Origin of the sequence: Brevibacillus formosus (assembly GCF_003013405.1) — a bacterium.
In the GTDB taxonomy this organism is placed as follows: Bacteria; Bacillota; Bacilli; order Brevibacillales; family Brevibacillaceae; genus Brevibacillus; species Brevibacillus formosus.
In genome coordinates this window covers 118,349-139,528 of sequence record NZ_PXZL01000007.1, presented here as the reverse complement: position 1 = coordinate 139,528, position 21,180 = coordinate 118,349, and the positions used below count along the sequence as shown (strand labels likewise).

Below are 21,180 nucleotides of genomic sequence, written 5' to 3'. Positions count from 1 at the left end.
TTGTTATAGAAATGAGAATGGTTATCAAATAGAATGGATAGAAGAACGATGGGAGGGCTATCAAGGAGTTGACTGTGGGACAATGAACGTAGATGATCATATTTTTCTATGGAACCAGGCAAGTGTCCGATTACATGATGTACGCCATATCGTCATGCGAGCCGGGGAGCAGCTGCGATCCTACCAATTGCCGGCCAGTGCCTTTCTATTTTCGGTGAGAGGCAGTGGTCTGATTCGGCTTGACGGGAATGTGCATGCTATCAAGAATTGCTATATTACCCATGCTGGCAAAGGTACTTACGTGGATATCGAGGAAATAAAGGATGAGCTGGAATACTATCTGATTTTATACAAAGCTCATTTGTCGTTGCCTTGTCGGCAGGAGCTGCTACGTTTACTGGAGAAAACACAACCTTTTCACATCCAATACGGCTTTACTCCCATGCATCAGGCAAATGTATTTGTCGCAATATCACGTATGCAGCAAGCGTGGAATCAGAACGGCAACCTGGACAAGCTGCGAGCCAAGGCTCTGCTCTATCAACTCGTATGTGAGCTAATGGCACAGATGCAGTCGCAAGGAATCGGGGTAACGGTACCGAATTTGGTCGTTCAGGCCGTCAGGTATATCGAGGAGCATTATGCAGAGACTTTCACGCTCGAGGATCTTTCCACGCTCTTAAACTGCAGCCCCCGATCCCTTCAACGCACCTTTAAAGCCCAACTAGAGGTCGGCCCTATCGACTATTTGATCCAAGTGCGCATTCAAAAAGCGCAGGAACTGCTGCGTCAAACGAATTTGGGACTAAAAGAGGTAGCGGAATCAGTAGGTTATGCAGACAGCTATTATTTCAGTCGGATTTTTAAGAAATATACAGGCTTCTCCCCTTCTATGTATAAGGAAAATCCGCTGACATCGGAAATTCGTCGCCAAAGTCCATCACTCTTGTCGCGATATTCCATTGCTGGTCAAAAGCTGTGGAAATATAATGATCACATTGAAAATGAAAATCAAAATCATCCGCATTCAAGAGATGGAGGAGCCGTACCGATGTATAAGAGTACAAAAGCGATGCTGGCGCTGAACCTAATGCTGAGCCTTACTTTGCTGCTGGGAGCCTGCTCAGGCGGCGGTACGAATACTAGTAATTCTGGAAGTACAGCAACAGGCGCCTCGAAACAGGTAGCGACACAGTCGAATACCACGCAACCTAGCGCGAATCAAGAAGTGAAGAAAAGCGAGACGCGTACTATCAAGCACATGAAAGGCGAGCTGACGCTTGATTTTAAACCAGTCAGAATCGCTGTGCTGGATACGCAATACGCAGATCAAATGCTGGCCTTGGGCGAGCTGCCTGCGGGCAGTGTGATTACAACGGGGGATGGTACAAAGTTTCCCGAGTATCTCATGGACAAGCTAAAAGATGTACATGTACTTGGGACAAAGGACGAGCCCAATTCGGAAGCGGTCGTGGCTATGGAGCCTGACTTGATTATTTGCACGGAGTTCCAGGATAAAATCTATGATAACCTGTCCAAAATCGCTCCAACCATCATGTTTGGTCGAAACGAAGACTGGCGGGATACATTGCTTACATTCGGGAAAATTCTCGAAAAAGAACAAGAGGCTGAGAAAATCGTAAAAGACTATCAAGAAAAAACGAACAAACTGAAAACAGAGCTCGCAGCCAAGCTCAAGGGTGAGTCCGTCGCACTGATTCGTCCGCGTGATAATGCCATTCGACTGCACACAATTGAACACCGTACAGCTGCTATCTTGTATTCCGATTTGGGACTGACTCCTCCCAAGCCAGCGATGGATAAATCAGATACAGCTACGATGATTTCTCTGGAAGTGCTGCCAGAGGTAAATGCCGATCACTTATTTGTCGTAACGGACAAAGCTAATCAAGCATTAACGGACGAATTCAAAAACAGCTCCATTTGGAAAGGGCTAAAAGCAGCTAAGGAAAATAAGGTGTACGAGGTAAACACAACCGTGTGGATTGCCTATTACGGCCCGATTGCCATCAACAATATCGTCGATGAAATTGCAGAGGCGCTTCTATAAATCATACAGACCGTCACTCGCTCTCCTAAGAGCTGTGACGTTTTTTTATAAATTGGAAAAGAAAGCGATTTCTTGGCAGGAATTATCACAAAAAGATGGAATCTTAAGAAGGTTGCCTATCCTGTGTATTCGAGGGGTGTGTGGAAGATGAGTCAAAGAGAAATCGTCATTGCGAGTGCTGTGCGCACTGCTATAGGTAGCTTTCAAGGAACGCTTGCAGGTGTCAGCGCGACAAAGCTGGGCGGGATTGTACTGGAAGCAGCGCTGGAGCGTGCTGGTGTTTCCAAGGATGCGGTCGATGAAGTGATTATGGGGAACGTACTGTCAGCAGGCTTGGGTCAAAATCCGGCGCGCCAGGCTTCTATTCACGCGGGCCTTGCTCATGAAGTTCCCTCCCTGACAATCAACAAGGTTTGTGGTTCAGGTCTAAAAGCCGTTCATCTGGCTGTGCAGTCAATCCTTGCAGGTGAGGCAGAAGTTGTCTTGGCTGGTGGGATGGAGAATATGAGCCAGGCACCATATTTAATGGAAGGTGCGCGCTCAGGCTACCGCATGGGAGACCAGAAAGTAGTAGACTCCATGATTCGCGACGGACTGTGGTGTGCTTTCAACGACTACCACATGGGCATTACAGCGGAGAACCTTTGCACCAAATACGAAATTGGACGCGAAGAGCAGGATGAATTTTCAGCGTGGAGCCAGGAAAAGGCTCAGCAAGCGCTCGCTAGTGGTCGTTTTCAGGAAGAAATCGTGCCGGTTCCGATCCCGCAACGCAAGGGTGATCCGGTGCTGTTTGCCGTAGACGAATTCCCGCGTGCTGGCGTGACAGCCGAAGCACTAGGCAAACTAAAGCCTGCATTTAAAAAGGATGGAACCGTGACAGCTGGGAATGCATCTGGCATCAATGATGGAGCAGCGGCTCTATTGATTATGACACGCGAGAAGGCAGAAGAGCTGGGTGTGAAGCCTCTCGCCCGTATCGTAGCCAATGCGAGTGCAGGTGTTGATCCGAGCATCATGGGGTACGGTCCAGTTCCTGCGACCAAACGCGTACTGGAAAAAGCGGGTCTGTCGATTGCTGATATAGACTTGATCGAAGCAAATGAAGCTTTTGCCGTCCAATCGCTGTCTGTTGGCAAAGCACTAGGCTTTGATCGCGAGAAGCTGAATGTCAATGGCGGAGCCATTGCTTTGGGACATCCAATTGGTGCGAGTGGCGCGAGAATCTTGGTCACGCTCGTGCATGAATTGCAAAAACGCGAAGGGGTAAAATATGGGTTAGCAACCCTTTGCATCGGTGGTGGACAAGGGGTCTCTACAATTGTCGAGAAAATTTAAATTTTAAATTGTGAACGCTTTGTGTACAGACTGAGCCGAACGTTGACAAAGGGAATAATTCTTCGTTAATATGAATGAGGGCAAAGGGGCACTTGACACCAGCCCTCTCCTTATGTATGAAAGGAGAATGTTACTCTGTGTCGAAATTGGATAATCCGTGGCGAGCGATCACGTTGGTCACCCTGATCGGTGTCGATATGGCCGTTTGCGTGATTTCGGGAGTCCTTCTGGGAAAATACCTGGATGGCTTTTTCTCAACCAATCCGCTTTTTTTGATGGTTGGACTGCTCGCGGGATTAGGAATAGGCGTGTACAGCGTCTACCGCATCGTTCGCGGTTACCTCTAGGGAGATGGAACATGCAAACGTTTTCTTCGGCAATGCGATCCACGTTTCGCTATGCCTTTTTCTGTATGGCAACGGCCTCGATACTCTGGGCGGTGTTGCCATCGTATCGTTTCTTTTTACAAAGCCTCCTGCTTGGGATGGTTTGCAGTTTGGTAAATGGCACGGTCCTATTCAGCAAAACCTGGCGCATTGGTCAGATGGCTGTTGATCCAAATGTCCGGCCAAAAGGGACTGGAATGTTGCAGCGACTGGCTGTGGCAGGCTTTGCAGTTTTTTTGACAATGCGGTTTCCTCATTTGTTTGGAATCGGTGGCGTGTTGATAGGTTTATTCCTCTTTCAGATTCTCAGTTTCCTATTTGTGTATCGCTCCTTTAAATAGATAGTAGATATTTTTTCTTTAGACGTACGTAAGCAATAGACTCGCGCGGAAGAAAGGGGTGAAATACATGCATTATTCTCTGCGGTTTGAATGGTTGGGCATGGTATTTGACATCTCCACTATTCTCATGATTTTGGTTACCTCTCTGGTGGTGCTTTTGCTGTGTATCGGGATGACCCGCAACCTGACCTCCGCAACTCCAAGCGGCGCGCAAAACGTGATGGAATGGATTGTGGACTTCGTTACCGGCATTACAAAAAGCTACATCACACCGAAGAAGGCTGCGGGCTTTGTCTCGCTGGCACTCACTTTGTTCCTTTACATTTTCCTTGGAAACCAACTGGGTCTCGTATTTAACGTAAACACGGCTCACCACAACGGTCCTGACCATCAAGTAAGTGAAAAGGTTAAAGACATGTTGACGGCTTCCACGAATGAACAAATGAAGCAACAAAAGATGGCCAAGCTTGAAGAAGAGCTGAACTCTACCGATCCATCCTCGCATGGCGTTGTCATTGGCTGGTGGAAATCGCCAACAGCGACTCCTAGCGTAACTTTCGCTCTGGCGTTCATCGTTCTTCTCTACGCTCACTATCTGGGCATCAAGAAGAGCTTCGGCGGATGGTTGAAACATACGTTCCTGAACCCGATTCACATTCTGGAGGAGTTCATCATCAAGCCGTTGACGCTGCCTTTGCGTCTATTCGGTAACATCTTTGCGGGTGAGGTTTTGATTGCCTTCCTGCTTGGTGTAGGGATCTTCGGAAGCATTCCGCTGTTCCTGTGGCTGGGCTACTCAGTGTTCGTCGGTTCCGTACAGGCATTCATTTTCACAACGCTGGCGATGGTTTACCTGTCACAGCAGGTGAATGAAGATCACTAATTTTGTGCTTACCCGATTTTATCTTCGCTTTTAAACACTAAGGAGGTTTTTAAACAATGGAAGGTTTGGCTCTTGCAATTGGTATCGTATTTGGTCTGGCTGCTCTTGGCGCAGCGATTGGTAACTCTTTGGTAATCTCTCGTACAATTGAAGGCGTAGCTCGTCAACCAGAAGCACGTGGTAGCTTGATGGGTCTCATGTTCCTGGGTCTTGGTCTGGTAGAGGCAGTTCCGATCATCGCTGTAGCGATCGGTTTCATTCTCTTCGGTCGCCTGTAATCAGCGAGCATTTAGTAACAATAGGCGGGCACTTGATACCCGCCTATATTTTTGACAAAGACAATTAATAACCTTGATGATACATCTTTCTTTTCGCAGGAAGGAGTGAAACGAATGCTCGACTTTGGAGCGGTATCCCTGGAATGGGGAACGCTGTTAACCCAGGCAATTGTGTTCTTGTTGTTGTTGCTGCTTGTTCGTAAATTGGCTATGGGCCCGATCGTAGGGATCATGGAAAAACGTCGTCAGCATATCGAAAGTCAAATCTCCTCGGCTGAGAAGAACCGCACTGAAGCGGAAGCTCTTCTGGCTGAGCAACGTCGCGTGCTGGATGAAGCGCGTGCAGAATCGAAAGCAATCATTGACCGCGCTACAAAGCAAGCGTCTGATGAAGCAACCAAAATCGTGACAGAAGCACAAGCTGCATCCGAGCGTATGAAAGCGGAAGCAAGCGCTGAACTGGCACGTGAAGTGGAAAAAGCAAAACTCGAACTGCGTGAGCAAATGACCAGCCTGTCCGTGCTCTTGGCTTCCAAGATCATCGAGAAAGAACTGGACGAAGCAGCTCAAAAATCTACTGTTGACAAATTTCTCGCACAAGTGGGAGATCGCCTATGAGTAGCGCAGTAGGTAAACGTTATGCTCGTGCCCTCTTTGAAGTAGCGAGTGAACGTAGCAAGATTGATCAGGTAGAAGCTGACCTGGGTGCGATCGTGGAAGCGGTTGAAGGCAATGAAGATCTGAAAAAGATCATGCTGCACCCGCACATCGCAGCAGATGCGAAAGCTAAGCTCGCTGACGAATTGTTCAAAAGCCATGTAGGGGAAGAAACCTTTAATTTTCTGAACGTCCTGATTGAGAACGGACGCGAAGTTGATCTGGTTGATATCTACCGTTCTTTTGTACAATTGGCGAACGAAGCTCGTGGATTTGCAGATGCGATTGTGACAAGTGCAAAGCCGCTTTCTACTGAAGAGCAAAATGAGCTGGCTGAGAAGTTCGGTCAAACGCTGAATAAAAAGCTGCGTATGACAGCAGTCGTAGATCCAGCGATTCTCGGCGGCGTTATTATCAAAATTGGCGACCGTCTGTACGATGGCAGCCTGAAAACGAAGTTGGAAACCTTTGCGCAAAAAGCGTAAAGTTCGATGGCTTTTAAGAAGTTGGATGAATGGGGTGAATTAAGTGAGTGCAATCAGACCAGAAGAGATTAGCTCCCTCATTAAAGAGCGGATCGCTAACTTTAAATCTGAAATCGAAGTTGTGGATGTAGGCACAGTCATCCAAGTAGGTGACGGTATTGCTCGTGTTCACGGTTTGGAAAAGGCCATGCAAGGGGAGCTTCTCGAGTTCCAAAATGGCGTAATGGGTATGGTACTCAACTTGGAAGAAGATAACGTGGGTGTCGTTATTATGGGACCTTTCCGCGACATTAAGGAAGGCGATACTGTAAAACGTACCGGCCGCGTTATGGAAGTTCCAGTAGGGGAAGCGCTGCTCGGCCGCGTTGTTAACCCACTGGGTCAACCAATCGATGGTCAAGGCCCTATCGCAAATGACGGTTTCCGTCCAATCGAGAGCCCAGCTCCTGGCGTTATGGCACGTAAATCCGTACACGAGCCACTCCAAACAGGTATCAAAGCGATTGACGCGATGATCCCAGTTGGTCGTGGACAGCGTGAGTTGATCATTGGTGACCGCCAAACTGGTAAAACAGCAGTGGCGCTCGACACGATCATCAACCAAAAAGGTAAAGACATGATTTGTATCTACGTTGCAATCGGTCAAAAGCAATCCACCGTTGCAAACATCGTAGAAACTCTGCGTAAAGCAGGGGCTCTGGATTACACAATCATCGTTTCTGCTACTGCGTCTGACCCAGCTCCTATGTTGTACCTGGCTCCATATACAGGTGTAACAATGGGTGAGTACTTCATGTACAAAGGCGGACACGTTCTGTGCGTATACGATGACCTGTCCAAACAGGCTGCTGCATACCGCGAAATGTCCCTCTTGCTCCGTCGTCCTCCAGGTCGCGAAGCATATCCTGGTGACGTATTCTACTTGCACTCCCGCTTGCTGGAGCGCGCTGCGAAACTGTCTGATGATCTGGGCGCTGGTTCTATTACGGCTCTGCCATTCATCGAAACCCAAGCGGGTGACATTTCCGCATACATTCCAACCAACGTGATCTCCATCACGGACGGTCAGATCTTCTTGGAGACAGACTTGTTCAACGCAGGTCAACGTCCAGCGGTTAACACCGGTCTTTCCGTATCCCGTGTAGGTGGTTCCGCGCAAATCAAGGCGATGAAAAAGGTAGCAGGTCCACTCAAGCTCGAGTTGGCTCAATACCGTGAGTTGGCTGCGTTTGCTCAGTTCGGTTCTGATCTGGACAAAGCGACCCAAGCTCGTCTGACTCGTGGTGAGCGCTTGATGGAAATCATGAAACAAGGTCAGTTCGATCCAATGCCTGTTGAGAAGCAAGTTGCTTCTATTTATAGCGCTACAAGAGGTTACCTGGATGACATTCCAGTAGCAGAAGTGCGCCGCTTTGAGAAAGAGCTGTTGTCTTTCTTGGATTCCAACAAACCGCAACTGTTGGAGCACATCCGCACAACGAAAGACCTTCCAGATGAAAAAGAATTCAACGCAGCGATCGAAGAGTTCAAAAAAGGCTTTTCGGTAACTCGCTAATCGTTAACCTGATAGACATCAGATGCATGCCGGGCGATTTGCCCGTGCATGCGTCCTCAAGGTGGTGAAAACGAGTGGCTAAAGGAATACGTGAGATTCGACGCAGTATCAAAAGTAAAAAAGATATGCGCCAAATCACGAAAGCGATGAAAATGGTGGCAGCTGCAAAGCTTCGCCGTAACCAGGATAAAGCTGAGGCGGCACGCCCGTATGCTGACAAGATCCAAGAAGTGATCGCAAGCATCGCGAGTGGGACCTCTGGTTCCAAACATCCAATGTTGCAAAATCGTCCGGTGAAAAAGACTGGTTATATTGTCATCACTTCCGACCGTGGACTTGCTGGGGGTTACAATGCCAACATTCTCCGTAAAGTGGTAAATACCATCAACGAGAAGCACAAGTCCAAGGATGAATACGGTATTTTTGTGATTGGCCGCAAAGGTCGTGACTTCTTCAGCAAACGGAACTACCCGCTTTTGGAGGAAGTAACAGGTCTGCCAGTCAGCCCAGCCTTTGCTGATATCAAGAAAATTGCCGGTGCAGCAGTCCAAATGTTCGAGAATGAGCAGATTGACGAACTGTACCTGTGCTACAACAAGTTCCAAAGTGCAATTTCGCAAATACCTACCGTAAAACAATTGCTGCCATTGGAAGCTCCCGAGAGCAACAATGCACGCACAATGAATTACGAGTATGAGCCGTCCTCGGAAGAAGTATTGGCGGACCTGTTGCCGAAATATGCGGAAACACTGGTTTACAGTGCACTTCTCGAAGCAAAAGCTTCCGAAGAAGGTTCCCGTATGACTGCAATGGGCAACGCGACAGACAATGCTACGGATATGATCAACCGTTTAACGTTGAGCTACAACCGTGCTCGTCAGGCTGCCATTACACAAGAGATTTCCGAGATCGTTGCAGGTGCAAACGCACAGGCTTAGTGGCAGCGAATAGCTCCCAATTTAGCTTTACAGGAGGGAAGAAGTAAGATGGCGAATGGACGCGTGGTTCAGGTAATGGGTCCGGTTGTTGACGTCGAGTTCGACCGCGGACACCTGCCTGCCATTTACAATGCGATCAAGATTCAACATAAAGCACAAAGCGCTGGTGAGCGTGACATCGACTTGACTGTTGAGGTTGCTACTCATTTGGGCGATAACTTGGTTCGTACCGTTGCAATGTCTTCCACTGACGGTTTGGTTCGTGGTATGGAAGCAGTTGATACCGGTGCAGCTATCTCCGTTCCAGTGGGTGCAGTAACCCTCGGACGCGTATTCAACGTATTGGGTGAGCCGATCGACCTGCAAGAACTCGGTCAAGTAGATCGTCGTGACCCAATTCACCGTAAAGCTCCTGAGTTCGTAGACCAAGCAACAACTGTTGAGATCCTGGAAACAGGTATCAAAGTTATTGACCTCTTGGCTCCGTACATCAAGGGTGGTAAGATCGGTCTGTTTGGTGGTGCGGGTGTAGGTAAAACCGTTACTATTCAAGAGCTGATCAACAACATCGCGCAAGAGCACGGTGGTATTTCCGTATTCGCAGGTGTAGGTGAGCGTACCCGTGAAGGTAACGACCTGTACCACGAGATGAAAGACGCAGGCGTTCTGCCGAAAACCGCGATGGTATTCGGTCAGATGAACGAACCGCCTGGTGCACGTCTTCGTGTAGCTTTGACTGGTCTGACTATGGCGGAATACTTCCGTGATGAAGAAGGCCGCGACGTTCTTCTCTTTGTTGATAACATCTTCCGCTTTACTCAAGCGGGTTCGGAAGTTTCTGCTCTCTTGGGCCGTATGCCATCTGCGGTAGGTTACCAGCCAACACTGGCTACCGAAATGGGTCAGCTGCAAGAGCGTATTACCTCCACGAAAAAAGGTTCCGTAACGTCTATTCAAGCGATCTACGTACCAGCGGATGACTACACTGACCCGGCTCCTGCTACTACGTTTGCTCACTTGGACGCTACAACGAACCTGGAGCGTTCCATCGCTGAGTTGGGTATCTTCCCTGCGGTAGACCCACTCGCATCCACTTCCCGTGCTCTGGCTCCTGATGTAGTTGGTCAAGAACACTATGACGTGGCTCGTGGCGTTCAAAAAATCCTGCAACGTTACAAAGAACTGCAAGATATCATCGCGATTCTCGGTATGGACGAGCTGAGCGACGACGACAAGCAAGTAGTTGGACGCGCACGCCGCATTCAACGTTTCTTGTCTCAGTCCTTCCACGTTGCCGAGCAGTTCACTGGTAACCCAGGCCAATACGTGCCATTGAAAGAAACCGTTCGCAGCTTCAAGGAAATCCTCGAAGGTAAGCATGACCACCTGCCAGAGGGCGCGTTCCTGTACGTAGGTACAATTGAAGAAGCGGTAGAAAAAGCGAAGAAAATGGCGTAAGACACCCTGGAAAGGGGAGACGAGTAAGTGAGTAAGATGACAGTTGAAGTCGTAACTCCTGAACGGGTTGTCTACAGCGGTCAGGCTGAAATGGTGATTGCTCGCGGCTTGCAAGGGGAAATCGGTATTATGCCGAACCACATGCCGTTGGTAACCCCGCTGAAAACAGCGCCAGTTCGGATTAAGACAGAAGGCGATAAAGAAGTAAAGATGGCTGTAAGCGGCGGCTTCATGGAAGTGCGCGGCGATAAAGTGACCATCCTTGCTGAAACGGCTGAATTGCCGGGAGACATCGATGTTGAACGCGCGAAGGCAGCGAAAGAGCGTGCTGAAAAGCGTTTGGCTGAGAAATATGCCGAGCTCGACGTCAAGCGTGCAGAACGCGCGCTGCAACGTGCAATGGCACGTATCGACGTAGCGAAGTAAAGCGTAAGCTTGCTATCCCCGCGCCCATGTGGCTGCGGGGATTTTTCGGTTATAGGGGAATGAATGATAAGTCATGGAATTCGGGTATGATATTTCCAGTTGGTAATTGCCTAATGTTTCTGTGTATAATAGACCTAATGCCCTGCCGACGAGCTACGTTAGCATGAAAAATAGCGGGAAAAAGCGGCATTGGCTATTGGGATTAAAGGAGAGTGTAATTGATGCAAACCATTCGCGATATCCGCCACAATCAAGATGGCGTAGTGATTCCTAGCAGCTATGCGGCTAATGGCTGGACAAGCGTGCTATCTCATGAAATGAATGTTCTTTTCCAAGCAATGTGCTATGTAGTAACGAAGCATGAGTCCAAAGAAGAGATGAGAAAAGCTCTGGACGAGTTCGATGCATTGAAAGACACATTCACCGAGCCTGTTCAAGAAAGGTTTAAGTCTGAAGAGGATTTTAAAGGCTATGTAAACCTTTTGAACAGATTCAAAGCGTTTATGGGCCGTTCCGATTATGCGTATCCGACATCTCTTGACGAAGCGATTGAGCTTTTCGTGAAGTGGGGTCTGGTAATCGATAATGGAGATGCTTGGGATGTACCGGTATATCCATTCCCAGATGCATCTGAGTTGTTCAAGCTGAGAGAAGAAGAAGCTCTTGCGTTGGCTCATATTAAACTGGAAGCATTGGTTCATCCGATGTTTAGCCGCCTCGTAATGAAGCTGCACGAGCATGAAGAAAATACGTTTAGCATGTCCAAAGCAGAAATGAAGCAATTGCTGAACACCAATGACCAGATGCTGGCAGAGGTTCTGATCAAGCTGACTCCATATATGGAAGATGCGATTGAAAATATGCTGGAAATCCCAGAAGACGAGAAGATGAACTTCACGATTGTATGGGAGCGTATTTACGAGGACTTCCTCGGACAGCAATTTTCAAACAACGTTCAATAATTAAGAGAATAAGGGAGCCAGACGGGCATATTCGTTTGGTTATCATACTATGCTGGAAAAACTCAGGGAGAAATCTCTGAGTTTTTTCCCTTTATATGGGATAAAAGGGAGGCTTTCGTTAGACACCCTATTGGCAATTTGCTATAATGATAAAGGTATTTTTTTCTAGCAGCACTGGTTCAAAAGACGACTTTTGAACAACCCCTAGCAGTATCGATAAGCGACAGCGTTCATACCTACACCTTTGATGCTGCGAGCAGTACCCTTTTGAGGGAGTCTCGACTTCTTCTGGAGGACAGCGCAAGACGATTCATACCTTTCTCAAGAGCGGAGGGAACGTGGGTGAGTGACATCTATACCAACAATTATGTGATTGTCGCGATCTTTTTGATTCTTGGTGTGCTGTTGCCCGTAGCTACAGTCAGTTTTGTTGGTCCATTACTTCGTCCAAAGAAACCGACACGGGAGAAGCAAACTACTTATGAAAGCGGTAACATCCCTGTTGGTGACAGTTGGGTGCGTTTCAACGTGAAGTATTACATCTTTGCTCTCATGTTTGTCATCTTTGATGTAGAAACACTCTTTCTGTATCCGTGGGCCGTCGCTTACAAAGAACTAGGGCTCTTTGCTTTAGTCGAGATGGTCATCTTTATATCCTTGCTCATCATAGGATTGATTTACGCGTGGAGAAAGAAGGTGCTGGAATGGAACTAGACCTGACAAGCATTGCGCCTGAATTGCAAGAGGAATTGAATCGCAACGTCATGTTCACGACATTGGAAACAGTGAAGGGATGGGTTCGTAGCAACTCGTTATGGCCATTAACCTTTGGCTTGGCCTGTTGCGCAATCGAGATGATGGGAACGGGTGGGGCGCGTTATGACCTCGACCGGTTTGGCGTTATTTTTCGAGCATCCCCGAGACAATCTGATGTCATGATCGTAGCCGGAACCGTCACGAAAAAGATGGCACCACTGCTGCGCAGGCTGTATGATCAAATGCCTGAACCAAAGTGGGTGATTGCCATGGGCTCCTGTGCGACAGCGGGAGGTCCGTACGTGCGCTCATACAGCGTGGTAAAAGGTGTAGACCAGATTGTGCCTGTCGACGTATATATTCCGGGTTGTCCGCCTAACCCTGCCGCTTTGATCTACGGAATCAATAAGCTTCAAGAAAAAATCCGTTACGAAGCGAAGACTGGGAAGCAGGTGACCAATCTATGAGCGACGAGAAACGCAAACCGACGCCGGAGGAAAAGGCAGCGGCAGCGGCTGAAGCCCGTGCCAAGGCAGAAGCTTTGCGAAAATTAAGAGAACAGGAAGCGCAGGTTTCCCAAGAGGCGAGTCCCGTGGAGGCATCTCAAGAGCCACAAGAGAAAGCCTCTGCTCCGGAGGCAAAGCCTGTGTCGGAAATGACACCTGAGGAAAAAGCCGCAGCCAAGAAAGCAGCAGCGGCCGAAGCGATTGCCAAGGCAAAAGCAGCGAAGGAAGCAAAAGAAGCTGCGGAAGCGGAAGCCCCAGTTGCCGAACAACAATCAGAAGCAGTTGCTACATCAGCAAAGCCTGTGTCGGAAATGACACCTGAGGAAAAAGCCGCAGCCAAGAAAGCAGCTGCCGCAGAAGCACTAGCCAAGGCAAAAGCAGCGAAGGAAGCAAAAGAAGCCGCAGAAAATGGAGCCAATTCAGCTTCAGATGCGGATGCCAAGGCAAAGGCCGCTGCCGCCGCAAAAGCCAAGGCTGCCGCCGCAGCCGCTGCAAAGGCAAAAGCTGCACGTGAAGCAGGCGGCGATGAATCCGGTGATGACGACGCCAAGGCAAAGGCAGCAGCTGCCGCAAAAGCCAAAGCAGCCGCCGCAGCAGCAGCGAAGGCAAAAGCAGCGCAAGCGACTGGGGATGAGACCCCGGCAGAGGAAGCGCCAAAAGCACCTTCCAAAAACCAGCCCTATCTTGATAAATACGTGTCACGAATTTCCGAAGCATTTGGACAGGAGGTCATCGAGGCCTCTTATATTAACGAGCTTTCAAAGGAAGTTCCGACCCTCACCATTCAAAACGAACGTTGGCATCAAGTTGCCCAATTTTTAAGAGATGACGAGCAATTGAGTTTTGAGTACCTGTCTGATCTTCACGGTGTCGATTATGAGGATCGCCTGGAGGTATACTACCACTTTTATTCCTACAAAAATCGCCAAAGCTTGGCAGTAAAGGTCAAAACGAGCAGAGAAGAGTCAAAGGTTGCTTCTGTAATGGACCTCTGGCATGGCGCAAATTGGAATGAAAGAGAGACTTTTGACCTTTTGGGTATTCATTTCCCGGGACATAAGGATTTACGTCGAATCCTGTTGCCGGATGATTGGGTAGGGTATCCGCTGCGCAAAGATTATGTGCAATACGACGAGGAGGTTTAGCAGATGAACCATAACATCCTCACGACTCATGTTGATACCTCTTCTGAAACAGGACTTCGTACGGAAGAGATGTTATTAAACGTAGGTCCACAGCATCCAAGTACACACGGGGTATTTCGCTTGGTAGTTAAAATCGATGGAGAAACCATTAAAGAAGCGATTCCGGTGATGGGCTACCTGCATCGAGGTACGGAGAAGCTGGCAGAAAACTTGACCTATACGCAAATTATTCCCTATACAGACCGTATGGACTACGTGTCCGCCATGACCAACAACTACGTTCTCTGTCACGCAGTAGAGACGATGATGGGGTTGGAGATTCCAGAGCGTGCTCAGTTTCTGCGATTGATCGCGATGGAACTGAACCGGGTGGCGAGCCATTTGGTTTGGTGGGGAACGTATCTCTTGGACATTGGTGCGATGGGACCCTTCCTGTATGCATTCCGTGATCGGGAGACGATCCTGGATTTGTTTAATGAGCTATGTGGGGCGCGGATGACCTTTAACTACATGCGCGTAGGCGGAGTGAAATGGGATGCACCTCCAGGCTGGATTGACAAAGCCAAAGAATTTGTCCAGTACATGAAGAAAGAATTGAATAACTACCACCAGCTGGTGACAGGGAATGAGATTTTCATCAACCGTCTCAGAGGGATTGGCAAGTTCGATACAAAAACGGCATTAGATTACTCGCTATCAGGCGTCATGCTCCGCTCGACAGGTGTCAAGTGGGACCTGCGCAAGGACGAACCGTATTGCATATACGATCGTTTTGAATTTGATGTGCCGACAGCAACAGAGGGAGATTGCATGGCGCGCTATCATCTGCGCATGGCTGAAATTGAACAGTCTCTGCGAATTCTAGAGCAGGCATTGGAGCAATTTCCGAGTGAAGGCGAAGTCATGGGAAAAGTACCACGTGTGATTCGCCCACCTGCTGGGGAGGCATATGTGCGCATCGAGTCACCGCGGGGGGAAATTGGCTGTTACATAGCCAGTCAAGGCAAGGATAAACCGTGGAGATTGAAGTTCAGACGGCCTTCGTTTACCAATCTGCAAATTCTGCCTAAGCTGTTGCAGGGGGAAAACCTCGCGAACATGGTTGCCATCCTGGGCAGTATCGACATCGTGCTCGGGGAGGTTGACTGTTGATGAATACTCTCTTGCAGCAAGCCCCCTCATGGGGGACCACGCTTTGGTTTATCATAGCGGCAGTTTTACTGCTTGCAGTCGTGTTGGGATTCGTTACGTATGCCATTTACTTTGAGCGTAAAGTGATTGGGTGGATGCAGCTGCGTATCGGACCGAATCGAGTAGGTCCATTGGGACTTCTCCAGACGGTTGCGGATGTTGCCAAGCTGTTATTGAAGGAAGATGTTCGTCCACAACATGCTGACAAAGCGTTGTTCACCCTAGCACCAATTTTGGCCTATGCCCCTGCTTTTGCCGTATTGGCGGTCATGCCTTTTTCGGAGAGCATTCAGTTCGCTGATCTGGGAATAGGGCTGTTGTACTATATCGCCTTGTCTGGGATCACCGTATTAGGCGTGATCACGGCTGGCTGGGCGTCGAATAACAAGTACTCGCTGATCGGGGGTCTCCGCTCCGCTGCGCAGATGATCAGCTATGAAGTGCCGCTGGTCATGTCCGTGGTGGGGATCGTTCTATTGACTGGAAGCATGAATCTCGAGGATATTGTCAAGGCGCAGCAGGATGTCTGGAATATTGTTCCGCAGTTTATCGGATTTGCTGTATTTATCATTGCTGCCCAGGCCGAGCTGAATCGTACACCGTTTGACTTGCCAGAAGCAGAGTCGGAGCTCGTTGGCGGTTACCACGTCGAGTACTCCGGTTTCCGTTTTGCGATGTTCATGCTGGCGGAGTATGTGTACATGTTCGGGATGGGTGCCTTGATCACGATTCTCTTTTTGGGTGGATGGTTGCCGATTCATCCATCGCTGGACTTCATTCCGGGAATCGTTTGGTTTATCCTTAAATTTTCACTTTACGTCTTCCTCCAGTTTTGGATTCGCGCCACGATGCCGCGCTTACGTGTCGATCAACTGATGTCGTTTGCTTGGAAAGTGCTGTTGCCCGTGGCATTGTTCAACATCCTGCTCACAGCCGTAGTGGTTTCTTACCAAAATGGCATGTTCTAGTAGCGACTTGATCGAAAACGACTACGTCCCACTGTTTTCATAGCGCAGGCTTCGCCATAGGCTTGCTTCGTCAAAAGCTTGCTTTCGTCAAAAACGTGGTGCAGCCAAGTTCTCAAATTCTGAGGGGTGACACACATGCTAGGACTGGCCAAAGGCCTGGGGTATACATTTAAAAAGCTCACGGAGAAAAAAGTAACCCACTTCTATCCGGATGTGCCCTTTCCAATGCCGCCTCGCTTTCGCGGTATTCAGCACTTTTCTCCTGAAAAATGCATCGTCTGCAACCAATGCGCACGCATTTGTCCGACGGAGTGTATTCAACTGACAGGGAAGCCCCATCCTGATCCGGAGAAAAAGGGAAAGATTATCGATACGTACGATATCAATTTTGAGTTGTGCATTTTATGCGATCTGTGTACAGAGGTTTGTCCTACTGAAGCAATTGTGATGACAAACAACTTCGAACTGGCTGCCTATAGCCGGGACGAATTGTATAAAAACTTGAAATGGCTCGACGACAACAATACGAACGTCAGGGAGGAGAATTAGTATGACAGGCGAATTCGTTGCCTTTTTTATCCTGTCCCTTCTGACGATCGGTGGCGCGGTGTTTATGATCAGCTTTACGCGCGTCGTTCACATGGTCATCTCATTGGGCGTTACGTTTATCAGCATTGCAGGTCTGTTTGTTTTGCTGGGAGCAGAGTTCGTCGGGGTCGCACAAATTTTGGTTTATTCAGGAGCTATCTCCATTCTGATGCTCTTCGGAATCATGCTGACCAAGCACGATGCGAACGATGAGGGAACGGGTCGGACATGGAAAAACCGTTTTATCCTGCTCTTCGTAATCGTTCTGTTCGGATTATTGTTCTGGGGTGTGCAAAATACACCATGGCCTGCGCCACCGCCACCTGCAGATGCTCCTGTAGACAATGCAAAAGAAATCGGTATCGAAGTATTCACCAAATTCGTCATACCATTTGAGCTATTGTCTGTTCTATTGTTGGTCGCATTGGTCGGTGCGATCATCATGGCGAAAAAGGAGGGGGATAACGAATGACAGTAAGCATTTCCTCCTACTTAATGGTCGCTCTGATTCTCTTTTGTGTAGGCCTGTACGGTGCATTGACGAAACGAAATGCAGTCGTCGTCTTGTTATCAATCGAGCTGATGCTGAATGCTGTAAATATTAACCTGGTCGCCTTTTCCAAATTCGGACTGTATCCATCTGTGACGGGACAAATCTTTACCTTGTTCACGATGACGGTTGCAGCTGCCGAGGTTGCCGTAGGGTTAGCGATTCTGATTGCGCTGTACCGCAACAAGGAGACCGTGAATGTAGATGAAATGGACCAAATGAAACGATAAGAGGGAAACCTGAAAAGGAGGACAAAGATGGATACTCTAATGCACTATGCCTGGCTGATCCCTCTGTTTCCGCTTCTTGCTTTCATCGTGATCGTCTCATTTGGTCGCCAATTGAAAGAAGGAGCGGCCATAGTGGGCATTACCCTGACGGCTGTTTCTTTTGGAATCGCAGTGCTCATCTTCTGGGAGAGATTCCAGGGTGGGGGAACCGATTACAATTTTGTGATAGATTGGCTGCATATTGGCGATATCGTGATCAACATGGGATTCGAAGTGAATCCGCTGAATGCCATGATGCTCGTCATTGTGACATTGGTCAGTTTGTTGGTCCAAATCTATTCCAAAGGATACATGCATGGGGATGAACGCTTTCCAGTGTTCTATCAATACCTGGCGCTGTTCACGTTCTCCATGCTGGGATTAGTCATCTCGCCAAATTTGTTGCAAGTATATATTTTCTGGGAGCTGGTCGGGGTATGCTCTTTCCTGCTCGTTGGCTACTACTACTTTAAGAAAGAGGCAAAAGCAGCCGCCAAAAAGGCTTTTATCGTTACACGCATCGGGGACCTTGGTCTGTTCATCGGGATATGTCTGTTGTTCTGGTGGACCGGAAGCTTTGAGTACGGAGCGATTTTTGAGAGTATCGCGCTCGGACGACTGGAACCATGGATGATTACGCTCGCGGCGATCCTCATTTTCGTTGGGGCCATGGGAAAATCAGGTCAATTTCCGCTTCATACGTGGTTGCCTGATGCCATGGAAGGTCCAACGCCTGTGTCTGCATTAATTCACGCGGCAACGATGGTCGCGGCTGGTGTTTATCTGGTCGCTGCTACCTATCCGCTGTTTATCGCATCTGATACGGCTTTGACAGTTGTGGCGTATGTAGGAGGATTCACCGCCATATTTGCAGCTTCGATCGGCCTGACCCAACGGGATATCAAGCGTGTCTTGGCTTATTCCACAGTCAGTCAGCTCGGGTACATGATGCTGGCATTGGGTGTAGCTGGTGCAGCTGGTTATGTAGCAGGCTCCTTCCATTTGATGACGCACGCCTTCTTCAAAGCACTGCTCTTCCTTGGAGCAGGTAGTGTCATCCATGCCGTACATACACAGAATGTATTCGAAATGGGTGGCTTGTGGAAAAAGATGCCGATCACCGCTTTGACTTTCTTGATTGGTTGCTTGGCGATTGCGGGGATCTTTCCGTTCGCTGGTTTCTGGTCGAAAGAAGCGATTCTGGGGGCTGTTTACGGAGCGCATCGCTACGATTTGCTGTTCATCGCCCTCTTGGCAGCATTCTTTACTGCATTCTATATGTTCCGTCTGTTCTTCCTGACATTCGCAGGGAAGGCACGTGGCAAGCACGAAGCGCACGAATCTCCAAGAGTCATGACAGGTCCTCTCTTGGTCTTGGCATTGCTTGCGGTTGTCGCGGGCTTTGTGAATACGCCGTACGCGCCATTACTCTCTGATTGGTTATTGTCAACGAACACAGGGACGGCAATCACGAGCTTGTTTGGGGAAGGCAGTGAGCACGCGGCAGCTTGGTTGCAGATTGTGGCACTGTTGATCTCCATTCTTGGAGTCGTGCTGGCTTACCTGATGTACGGCAAGAAATCAATCTCCTCGGACACGATTCCAGAGACAATGCCGTGGCTCTATCAGCTCTCATACAAGAAGTACTACATCGATGAGCTTTATCACAACGTTATTGTTCGTCCATTAGGCTGGCTTGGATTTGTCCTGGATGTATTTGATAAGTATATTGTGGATGGTTTGGTTGGATTGACAGCAAAAATCACCCAAGGAATCGGATCATTGCACGCAAGAGTACAAAGCGGGCAGATTCAGTCCTATGGGGCAATGGTCATATTTGGTCTGTTACTATTGATCATCGCCATCAGTTTGACGGCTAAGGGAGGTGGACTCTTTGGGTAATATCCTTTTGTCATCACTGGTGTTCTCTCCGCTGTTGGCGATTCTCGTCATGTCTTTTATCCCTGGTCGACATGCAGGTGTGATCAAGCAAGTCGGGATTTTTGGAACGTTGCCGGCACTTATCTTGGCAGGCTGGATGTTCGGCATGTTTGATTACGAGACAGCCAATCTGCAGTTCGTAGAAAAACACAATTGGATTTCGATTCCGATTGGAATGGCCCAGGCAGGCACTGTTTTTGCTTTTGAGATCAACTACGAACTCGGTGTAGATGGTATTTCGATGCCATTGATTTTGCTGACGGCGATTATTGGTACCCTCGCAGCAATTGCTTCGTGGCAGATCAAGAAGAGGCAGAAGGAGTATTTTATCCTGTTTCACCTGCTGTTGATCGGCATGTTGGGAGTCTTTGCCGCAGACAATCTGTTTCTGTTCTTCATTTTCTTTGAGCTGACACTCGTACCGATGTACTTCCTCATCGGAATTTGGGGATATGGAGAGCGCGAACAAGCAGCGAACAAATTCCTTTTGTATAACGGAATCGGTTCAGGGATCATGCTGCTGGCTTTTATCGTGATCTTTGTCATCATGCGGACGCTCAATATGGATGAAATCACGGCGATCCTGACGACACCAGGGCATCCGATAACCGAAATCCTTACGCCCGAAATGCGTTTTGGCATCTTCCTAGCGCTGTTTATCGCTTTTGCGATCAAACTGCCAGTATTTCCGTTCCACACGTGGATGCTGCGCGTTCACGTACAGGCTCCACCTTCTATCGTCATGATTCACTCCGGTATTTTGCTGAAGATGGGGGCATACGGTCTTTTGCGGATGGGAATCGGCTTCTTCCCAGAGCAGGCCTATGATTTCTCTACGTGGATGGCAGTTTTGGGGATCATCAACATTTTGTATGGAGCTGTACTGGCCTTCGTACAAAAGGATTTAAAAATGGTGCTGGCTTACTCCAGTATCAGCCATATGGGTATCGTCTTGCTCGGCTTCGCTTCGATGAACACGATCGGGTTTCAGGGAGCGATGTTCCAAGTGGTATCACACGGCTTTATCTCAGCACTGCTCTTCTTCTTGATAGGTGTCATTTGGGATCGGACACAGACATCGCTGCTCGACGATTTGGGCGGTTTAGCCAAATCCATGCCGTTTGTCAGCGGCGTGTTGTTGGCAGGCGGGATGGCTTCACTCGGACTTCCGGGCATGTCCGGATTCATTAGTGAGTTCTTCGCCTTCCTCGGTCTGTTTGGTCGTTTGCCAGTCATGGCAGCAGTGGGAGCGATCGGGATTGTCCTCACGGCGGTTTATTTACTCAGAGCAATCTTGAAAACGACTTTTGGCCCTACTCCAGGAAGATGTACAGGACTTGCTGATGCACAGCCGATGGAAGTCATTCCGATGGTAGTCTTATTGGGATGCATTATTCTCATTGGGGTTTATCCGGCAGTTCTGGGGAATCCGATGCAGCAGGCGCTGAAGACGATCGTACCTATCGTAACGGGAATAGGAGGGTAATC

The 21,180-nt window shown here is 48.7% G+C and carries 23 protein-coding genes; all 23 read left to right on the top strand.

The window, feature by feature from the left end:
• The first annotated feature begins 82 nt into the window (after positions 1 to 82).
• The 23 genes from C7R91_RS07420 (at position 83) to C7R91_RS07310 (ending at position 21,178) form a co-directional block, all read left to right on the top strand.
• Positions 83 to 2,071: an AraC family transcriptional regulator gene (locus tag C7R91_RS07420; RefSeq protein WP_047069816.1), complete on the top strand. Its 1,989-nt coding sequence runs from the start codon at positions 83 to 85 to the stop codon at positions 2,069 to 2,071.
• Between the two features lie 147 nt (positions 2,072 to 2,218).
• Positions 2,219 to 3,409 carry an acetyl-CoA C-acetyltransferase gene (locus tag C7R91_RS07415; RefSeq protein WP_047069815.1) on the top strand — a complete coding sequence of 397 codons (1,191 nt, stop codon included), beginning with the start codon at positions 2,219 to 2,221 and terminating at the stop codon, positions 3,407 to 3,409.
• Positions 3,410 to 3,546: 137 nt separating this feature from the next.
• Positions 3,547 to 3,756, top strand: a complete 210-nt coding sequence (locus C7R91_RS07410; RefSeq protein ID WP_083995069.1) for an AtpZ/AtpI family protein — start codon at positions 3,547 to 3,549, stop codon at positions 3,754 to 3,756.
• 11 nt (positions 3,757 to 3,767) lie between these two features.
• Positions 3,768 to 4,136 carry an ATP synthase subunit I gene (locus tag C7R91_RS07405; protein ID WP_047069813.1) on the top strand — a complete coding sequence of 123 codons (369 nt, stop codon included), beginning with the start codon at positions 3,768 to 3,770 and terminating at the stop codon, positions 4,134 to 4,136.
• A 67-nt stretch (positions 4,137 to 4,203) separates the two neighbouring features.
• On the top strand, positions 4,204 to 5,019 hold the full coding sequence (gene atpB / locus C7R91_RS07400) for a F0F1 ATP synthase subunit A (protein ID WP_047069812.1): 816 nt from the start codon (positions 4,204 to 4,206) through the stop codon (positions 5,017 to 5,019).
• 56 nt (positions 5,020 to 5,075) lie between these two features.
• Positions 5,076 to 5,297, top strand: coding sequence for a F0F1 ATP synthase subunit C (gene atpE, locus C7R91_RS07395; protein WP_015893623.1), 222 nt, complete (start codon positions 5,076 to 5,078; stop codon positions 5,295 to 5,297).
• A 114-nt stretch (positions 5,298 to 5,411) separates the two neighbouring features.
• Positions 5,412 to 5,915: a F0F1 ATP synthase subunit B gene (atpF, locus tag C7R91_RS07390; protein WP_047069811.1), complete on the top strand. Its 504-nt coding sequence runs from the start codon at positions 5,412 to 5,414 to the stop codon at positions 5,913 to 5,915.
• The gene (locus tag C7R91_RS07385) at positions 5,912 to 6,439 is read left to right on the top strand and encodes a F0F1 ATP synthase subunit delta (protein WP_047069810.1); all 528 of its coding nucleotides are present in this window, start codon (positions 5,912 to 5,914) and stop codon (positions 6,437 to 6,439) included. Before atpF ends, C7R91_RS07385 begins: the two co-directional genes overlap by 4 nt.
• A 43-nt stretch (positions 6,440 to 6,482) precedes the next feature.
• Complete coding sequence (gene atpA, locus C7R91_RS07380; protein WP_047069809.1) at positions 6,483 to 7,994, top strand: F0F1 ATP synthase subunit alpha; 1,512 nt, start codon at positions 6,483 to 6,485, stop codon at positions 7,992 to 7,994.
• 74 nt (positions 7,995 to 8,068) lie between these two features.
• The gene (gene atpG, locus C7R91_RS07375; protein WP_047069808.1) at positions 8,069 to 8,932 is read left to right on the top strand and encodes an ATP synthase F1 subunit gamma; all 864 of its coding nucleotides are present in this window, start codon (positions 8,069 to 8,071) and stop codon (positions 8,930 to 8,932) included.
• Positions 8,933 to 8,980: 48 nt separating this feature from the next.
• Entirely contained in the window at positions 8,981 to 10,390 is a 1,410-nt protein-coding gene (gene atpD / locus C7R91_RS07370) for a F0F1 ATP synthase subunit beta (RefSeq protein ID WP_047069807.1), read from the top strand.
• A gap of 27 nt (positions 10,391 to 10,417) precedes the next feature.
• Entirely contained in the window at positions 10,418 to 10,816 is a 399-nt protein-coding gene (locus C7R91_RS07365; protein WP_047069806.1) for a F0F1 ATP synthase subunit epsilon, read from the top strand.
• A 221-nt stretch (positions 10,817 to 11,037) separates the two neighbouring features.
• Positions 11,038 to 11,778: a DUF6042 family protein gene (locus C7R91_RS07360; protein ID WP_047069805.1), complete on the top strand. Its 741-nt coding sequence runs from the start codon at positions 11,038 to 11,040 to the stop codon at positions 11,776 to 11,778.
• Positions 11,779 to 12,120: 342 nt separating this feature from the next.
• Complete coding sequence (locus C7R91_RS07355; protein WP_047069804.1) at positions 12,121 to 12,492, top strand: NADH-quinone oxidoreductase subunit A; 372 nt, start codon at positions 12,121 to 12,123, stop codon at positions 12,490 to 12,492.
• Positions 12,483 to 13,001 (top strand): NuoB/complex I 20 kDa subunit family protein, encoded by a 519-nt coding sequence (locus C7R91_RS07350; protein ID WP_007725455.1) that lies wholly within the window; start codon positions 12,483 to 12,485, stop codon positions 12,999 to 13,001. Before C7R91_RS07355 ends, C7R91_RS07350 begins: the two co-directional genes overlap by 10 nt.
• A complete protein-coding gene (locus C7R91_RS07345) occupies positions 12,998 to 14,185 on the top strand; it encodes an NADH-quinone oxidoreductase subunit C (RefSeq protein ID WP_047069803.1) in 1,188 nt (395 codons plus the stop codon). Before C7R91_RS07350 ends, C7R91_RS07345 begins: the two co-directional genes overlap by 4 nt.
• A gap of 3 nt (positions 14,186 to 14,188) precedes the next feature.
• Positions 14,189 to 15,337 (top strand): NADH-quinone oxidoreductase subunit D, encoded by a 1,149-nt coding sequence (locus C7R91_RS07340; protein WP_047069802.1) that lies wholly within the window; start codon positions 14,189 to 14,191, stop codon positions 15,335 to 15,337.
• A complete protein-coding gene (gene nuoH / locus C7R91_RS07335; protein WP_174769354.1) occupies positions 15,334 to 16,344 on the top strand; it encodes an NADH-quinone oxidoreductase subunit NuoH in 1,011 nt (336 codons plus the stop codon). The genes C7R91_RS07340 and nuoH overlap by 4 nt, the downstream gene beginning before the upstream one ends.
• Positions 16,345 to 16,479: 135 nt before the next feature.
• A complete protein-coding gene (nuoI, locus tag C7R91_RS07330) occupies positions 16,480 to 16,893 on the top strand; it encodes an NADH-quinone oxidoreductase subunit NuoI (protein WP_007722093.1) in 414 nt (137 codons plus the stop codon).
• A gap of 1 nt (position 16,894) precedes the next feature.
• Entirely contained in the window at positions 16,895 to 17,404 is a 510-nt protein-coding gene (locus C7R91_RS07325) for an NADH-quinone oxidoreductase subunit J (protein ID WP_047069800.1), read from the top strand.
• Positions 17,401 to 17,712, top strand: a complete 312-nt coding sequence (gene nuoK, locus C7R91_RS07320) for an NADH-quinone oxidoreductase subunit NuoK (protein ID WP_007722089.1) — start codon at positions 17,401 to 17,403, stop codon at positions 17,710 to 17,712. Before C7R91_RS07325 ends, nuoK begins: the two co-directional genes overlap by 4 nt.
• A gap of 27 nt (positions 17,713 to 17,739) precedes the next feature.
• Positions 17,740 to 19,653, top strand: a complete 1,914-nt coding sequence (gene nuoL, locus C7R91_RS07315) for an NADH-quinone oxidoreductase subunit L (protein WP_047069799.1) — start codon at positions 17,740 to 17,742, stop codon at positions 19,651 to 19,653.
• Positions 19,646 to 21,178: a complex I subunit 4 family protein gene (locus tag C7R91_RS07310; RefSeq protein ID WP_047069798.1), complete on the top strand. Its 1,533-nt coding sequence runs from the start codon at positions 19,646 to 19,648 to the stop codon at positions 21,176 to 21,178. The genes nuoL and C7R91_RS07310 overlap by 8 nt, the downstream gene beginning before the upstream one ends.
• The last annotated feature ends 2 nt before the right edge of the window (positions 21,179 to 21,180 follow it).

Coding starts and splice junctions, on each gene's coding strand:
- C7R91_RS07420 (WP_047069816.1), top strand. CDS start 83: ATGAACGTAGATGATCATATTTTTCTATGGAACCAGGCAAGTGTCCGA.
- C7R91_RS07415 (WP_047069815.1), top strand. CDS start 2,219: ATGAGTCAAAGAGAAATCGTCATTGCGAGTGCTGTGCGCACTGCTATA.
- C7R91_RS07405 (WP_047069813.1), top strand. CDS start 3,768: ATGCAAACGTTTTCTTCGGCAATGCGATCCACGTTTCGCTATGCCTTT.
- atpB (WP_047069812.1), top strand. CDS start 4,204: ATGCATTATTCTCTGCGGTTTGAATGGTTGGGCATGGTATTTGACATC.
- atpE (WP_015893623.1), top strand. CDS start 5,076: ATGGAAGGTTTGGCTCTTGCAATTGGTATCGTATTTGGTCTGGCTGCT.
- atpF (WP_047069811.1), top strand. CDS start 5,412: ATGCTCGACTTTGGAGCGGTATCCCTGGAATGGGGAACGCTGTTAACC.
- C7R91_RS07385 (WP_047069810.1), top strand. CDS start 5,912: ATGAGTAGCGCAGTAGGTAAACGTTATGCTCGTGCCCTCTTTGAAGTA.
- atpD (WP_047069807.1), top strand. CDS start 8,981: ATGGCGAATGGACGCGTGGTTCAGGTAATGGGTCCGGTTGTTGACGTC.
- C7R91_RS07360 (WP_047069805.1), top strand. CDS start 11,038: ATGCAAACCATTCGCGATATCCGCCACAATCAAGATGGCGTAGTGATT.
- C7R91_RS07350 (WP_007725455.1), top strand. CDS start 12,483: ATGGAACTAGACCTGACAAGCATTGCGCCTGAATTGCAAGAGGAATTG.
- C7R91_RS07345 (WP_047069803.1), top strand. CDS start 12,998: ATGAGCGACGAGAAACGCAAACCGACGCCGGAGGAAAAGGCAGCGGCA.
- C7R91_RS07340 (WP_047069802.1), top strand. CDS start 14,189: ATGAACCATAACATCCTCACGACTCATGTTGATACCTCTTCTGAAACA.
- nuoI (WP_007722093.1), top strand. CDS start 16,480: ATGCTAGGACTGGCCAAAGGCCTGGGGTATACATTTAAAAAGCTCACG.
- C7R91_RS07325 (WP_047069800.1), top strand. CDS start 16,895: ATGACAGGCGAATTCGTTGCCTTTTTTATCCTGTCCCTTCTGACGATC.
- nuoK (WP_007722089.1), top strand. CDS start 17,401: ATGACAGTAAGCATTTCCTCCTACTTAATGGTCGCTCTGATTCTCTTT.
- nuoL (WP_047069799.1), top strand. CDS start 17,740: ATGGATACTCTAATGCACTATGCCTGGCTGATCCCTCTGTTTCCGCTT.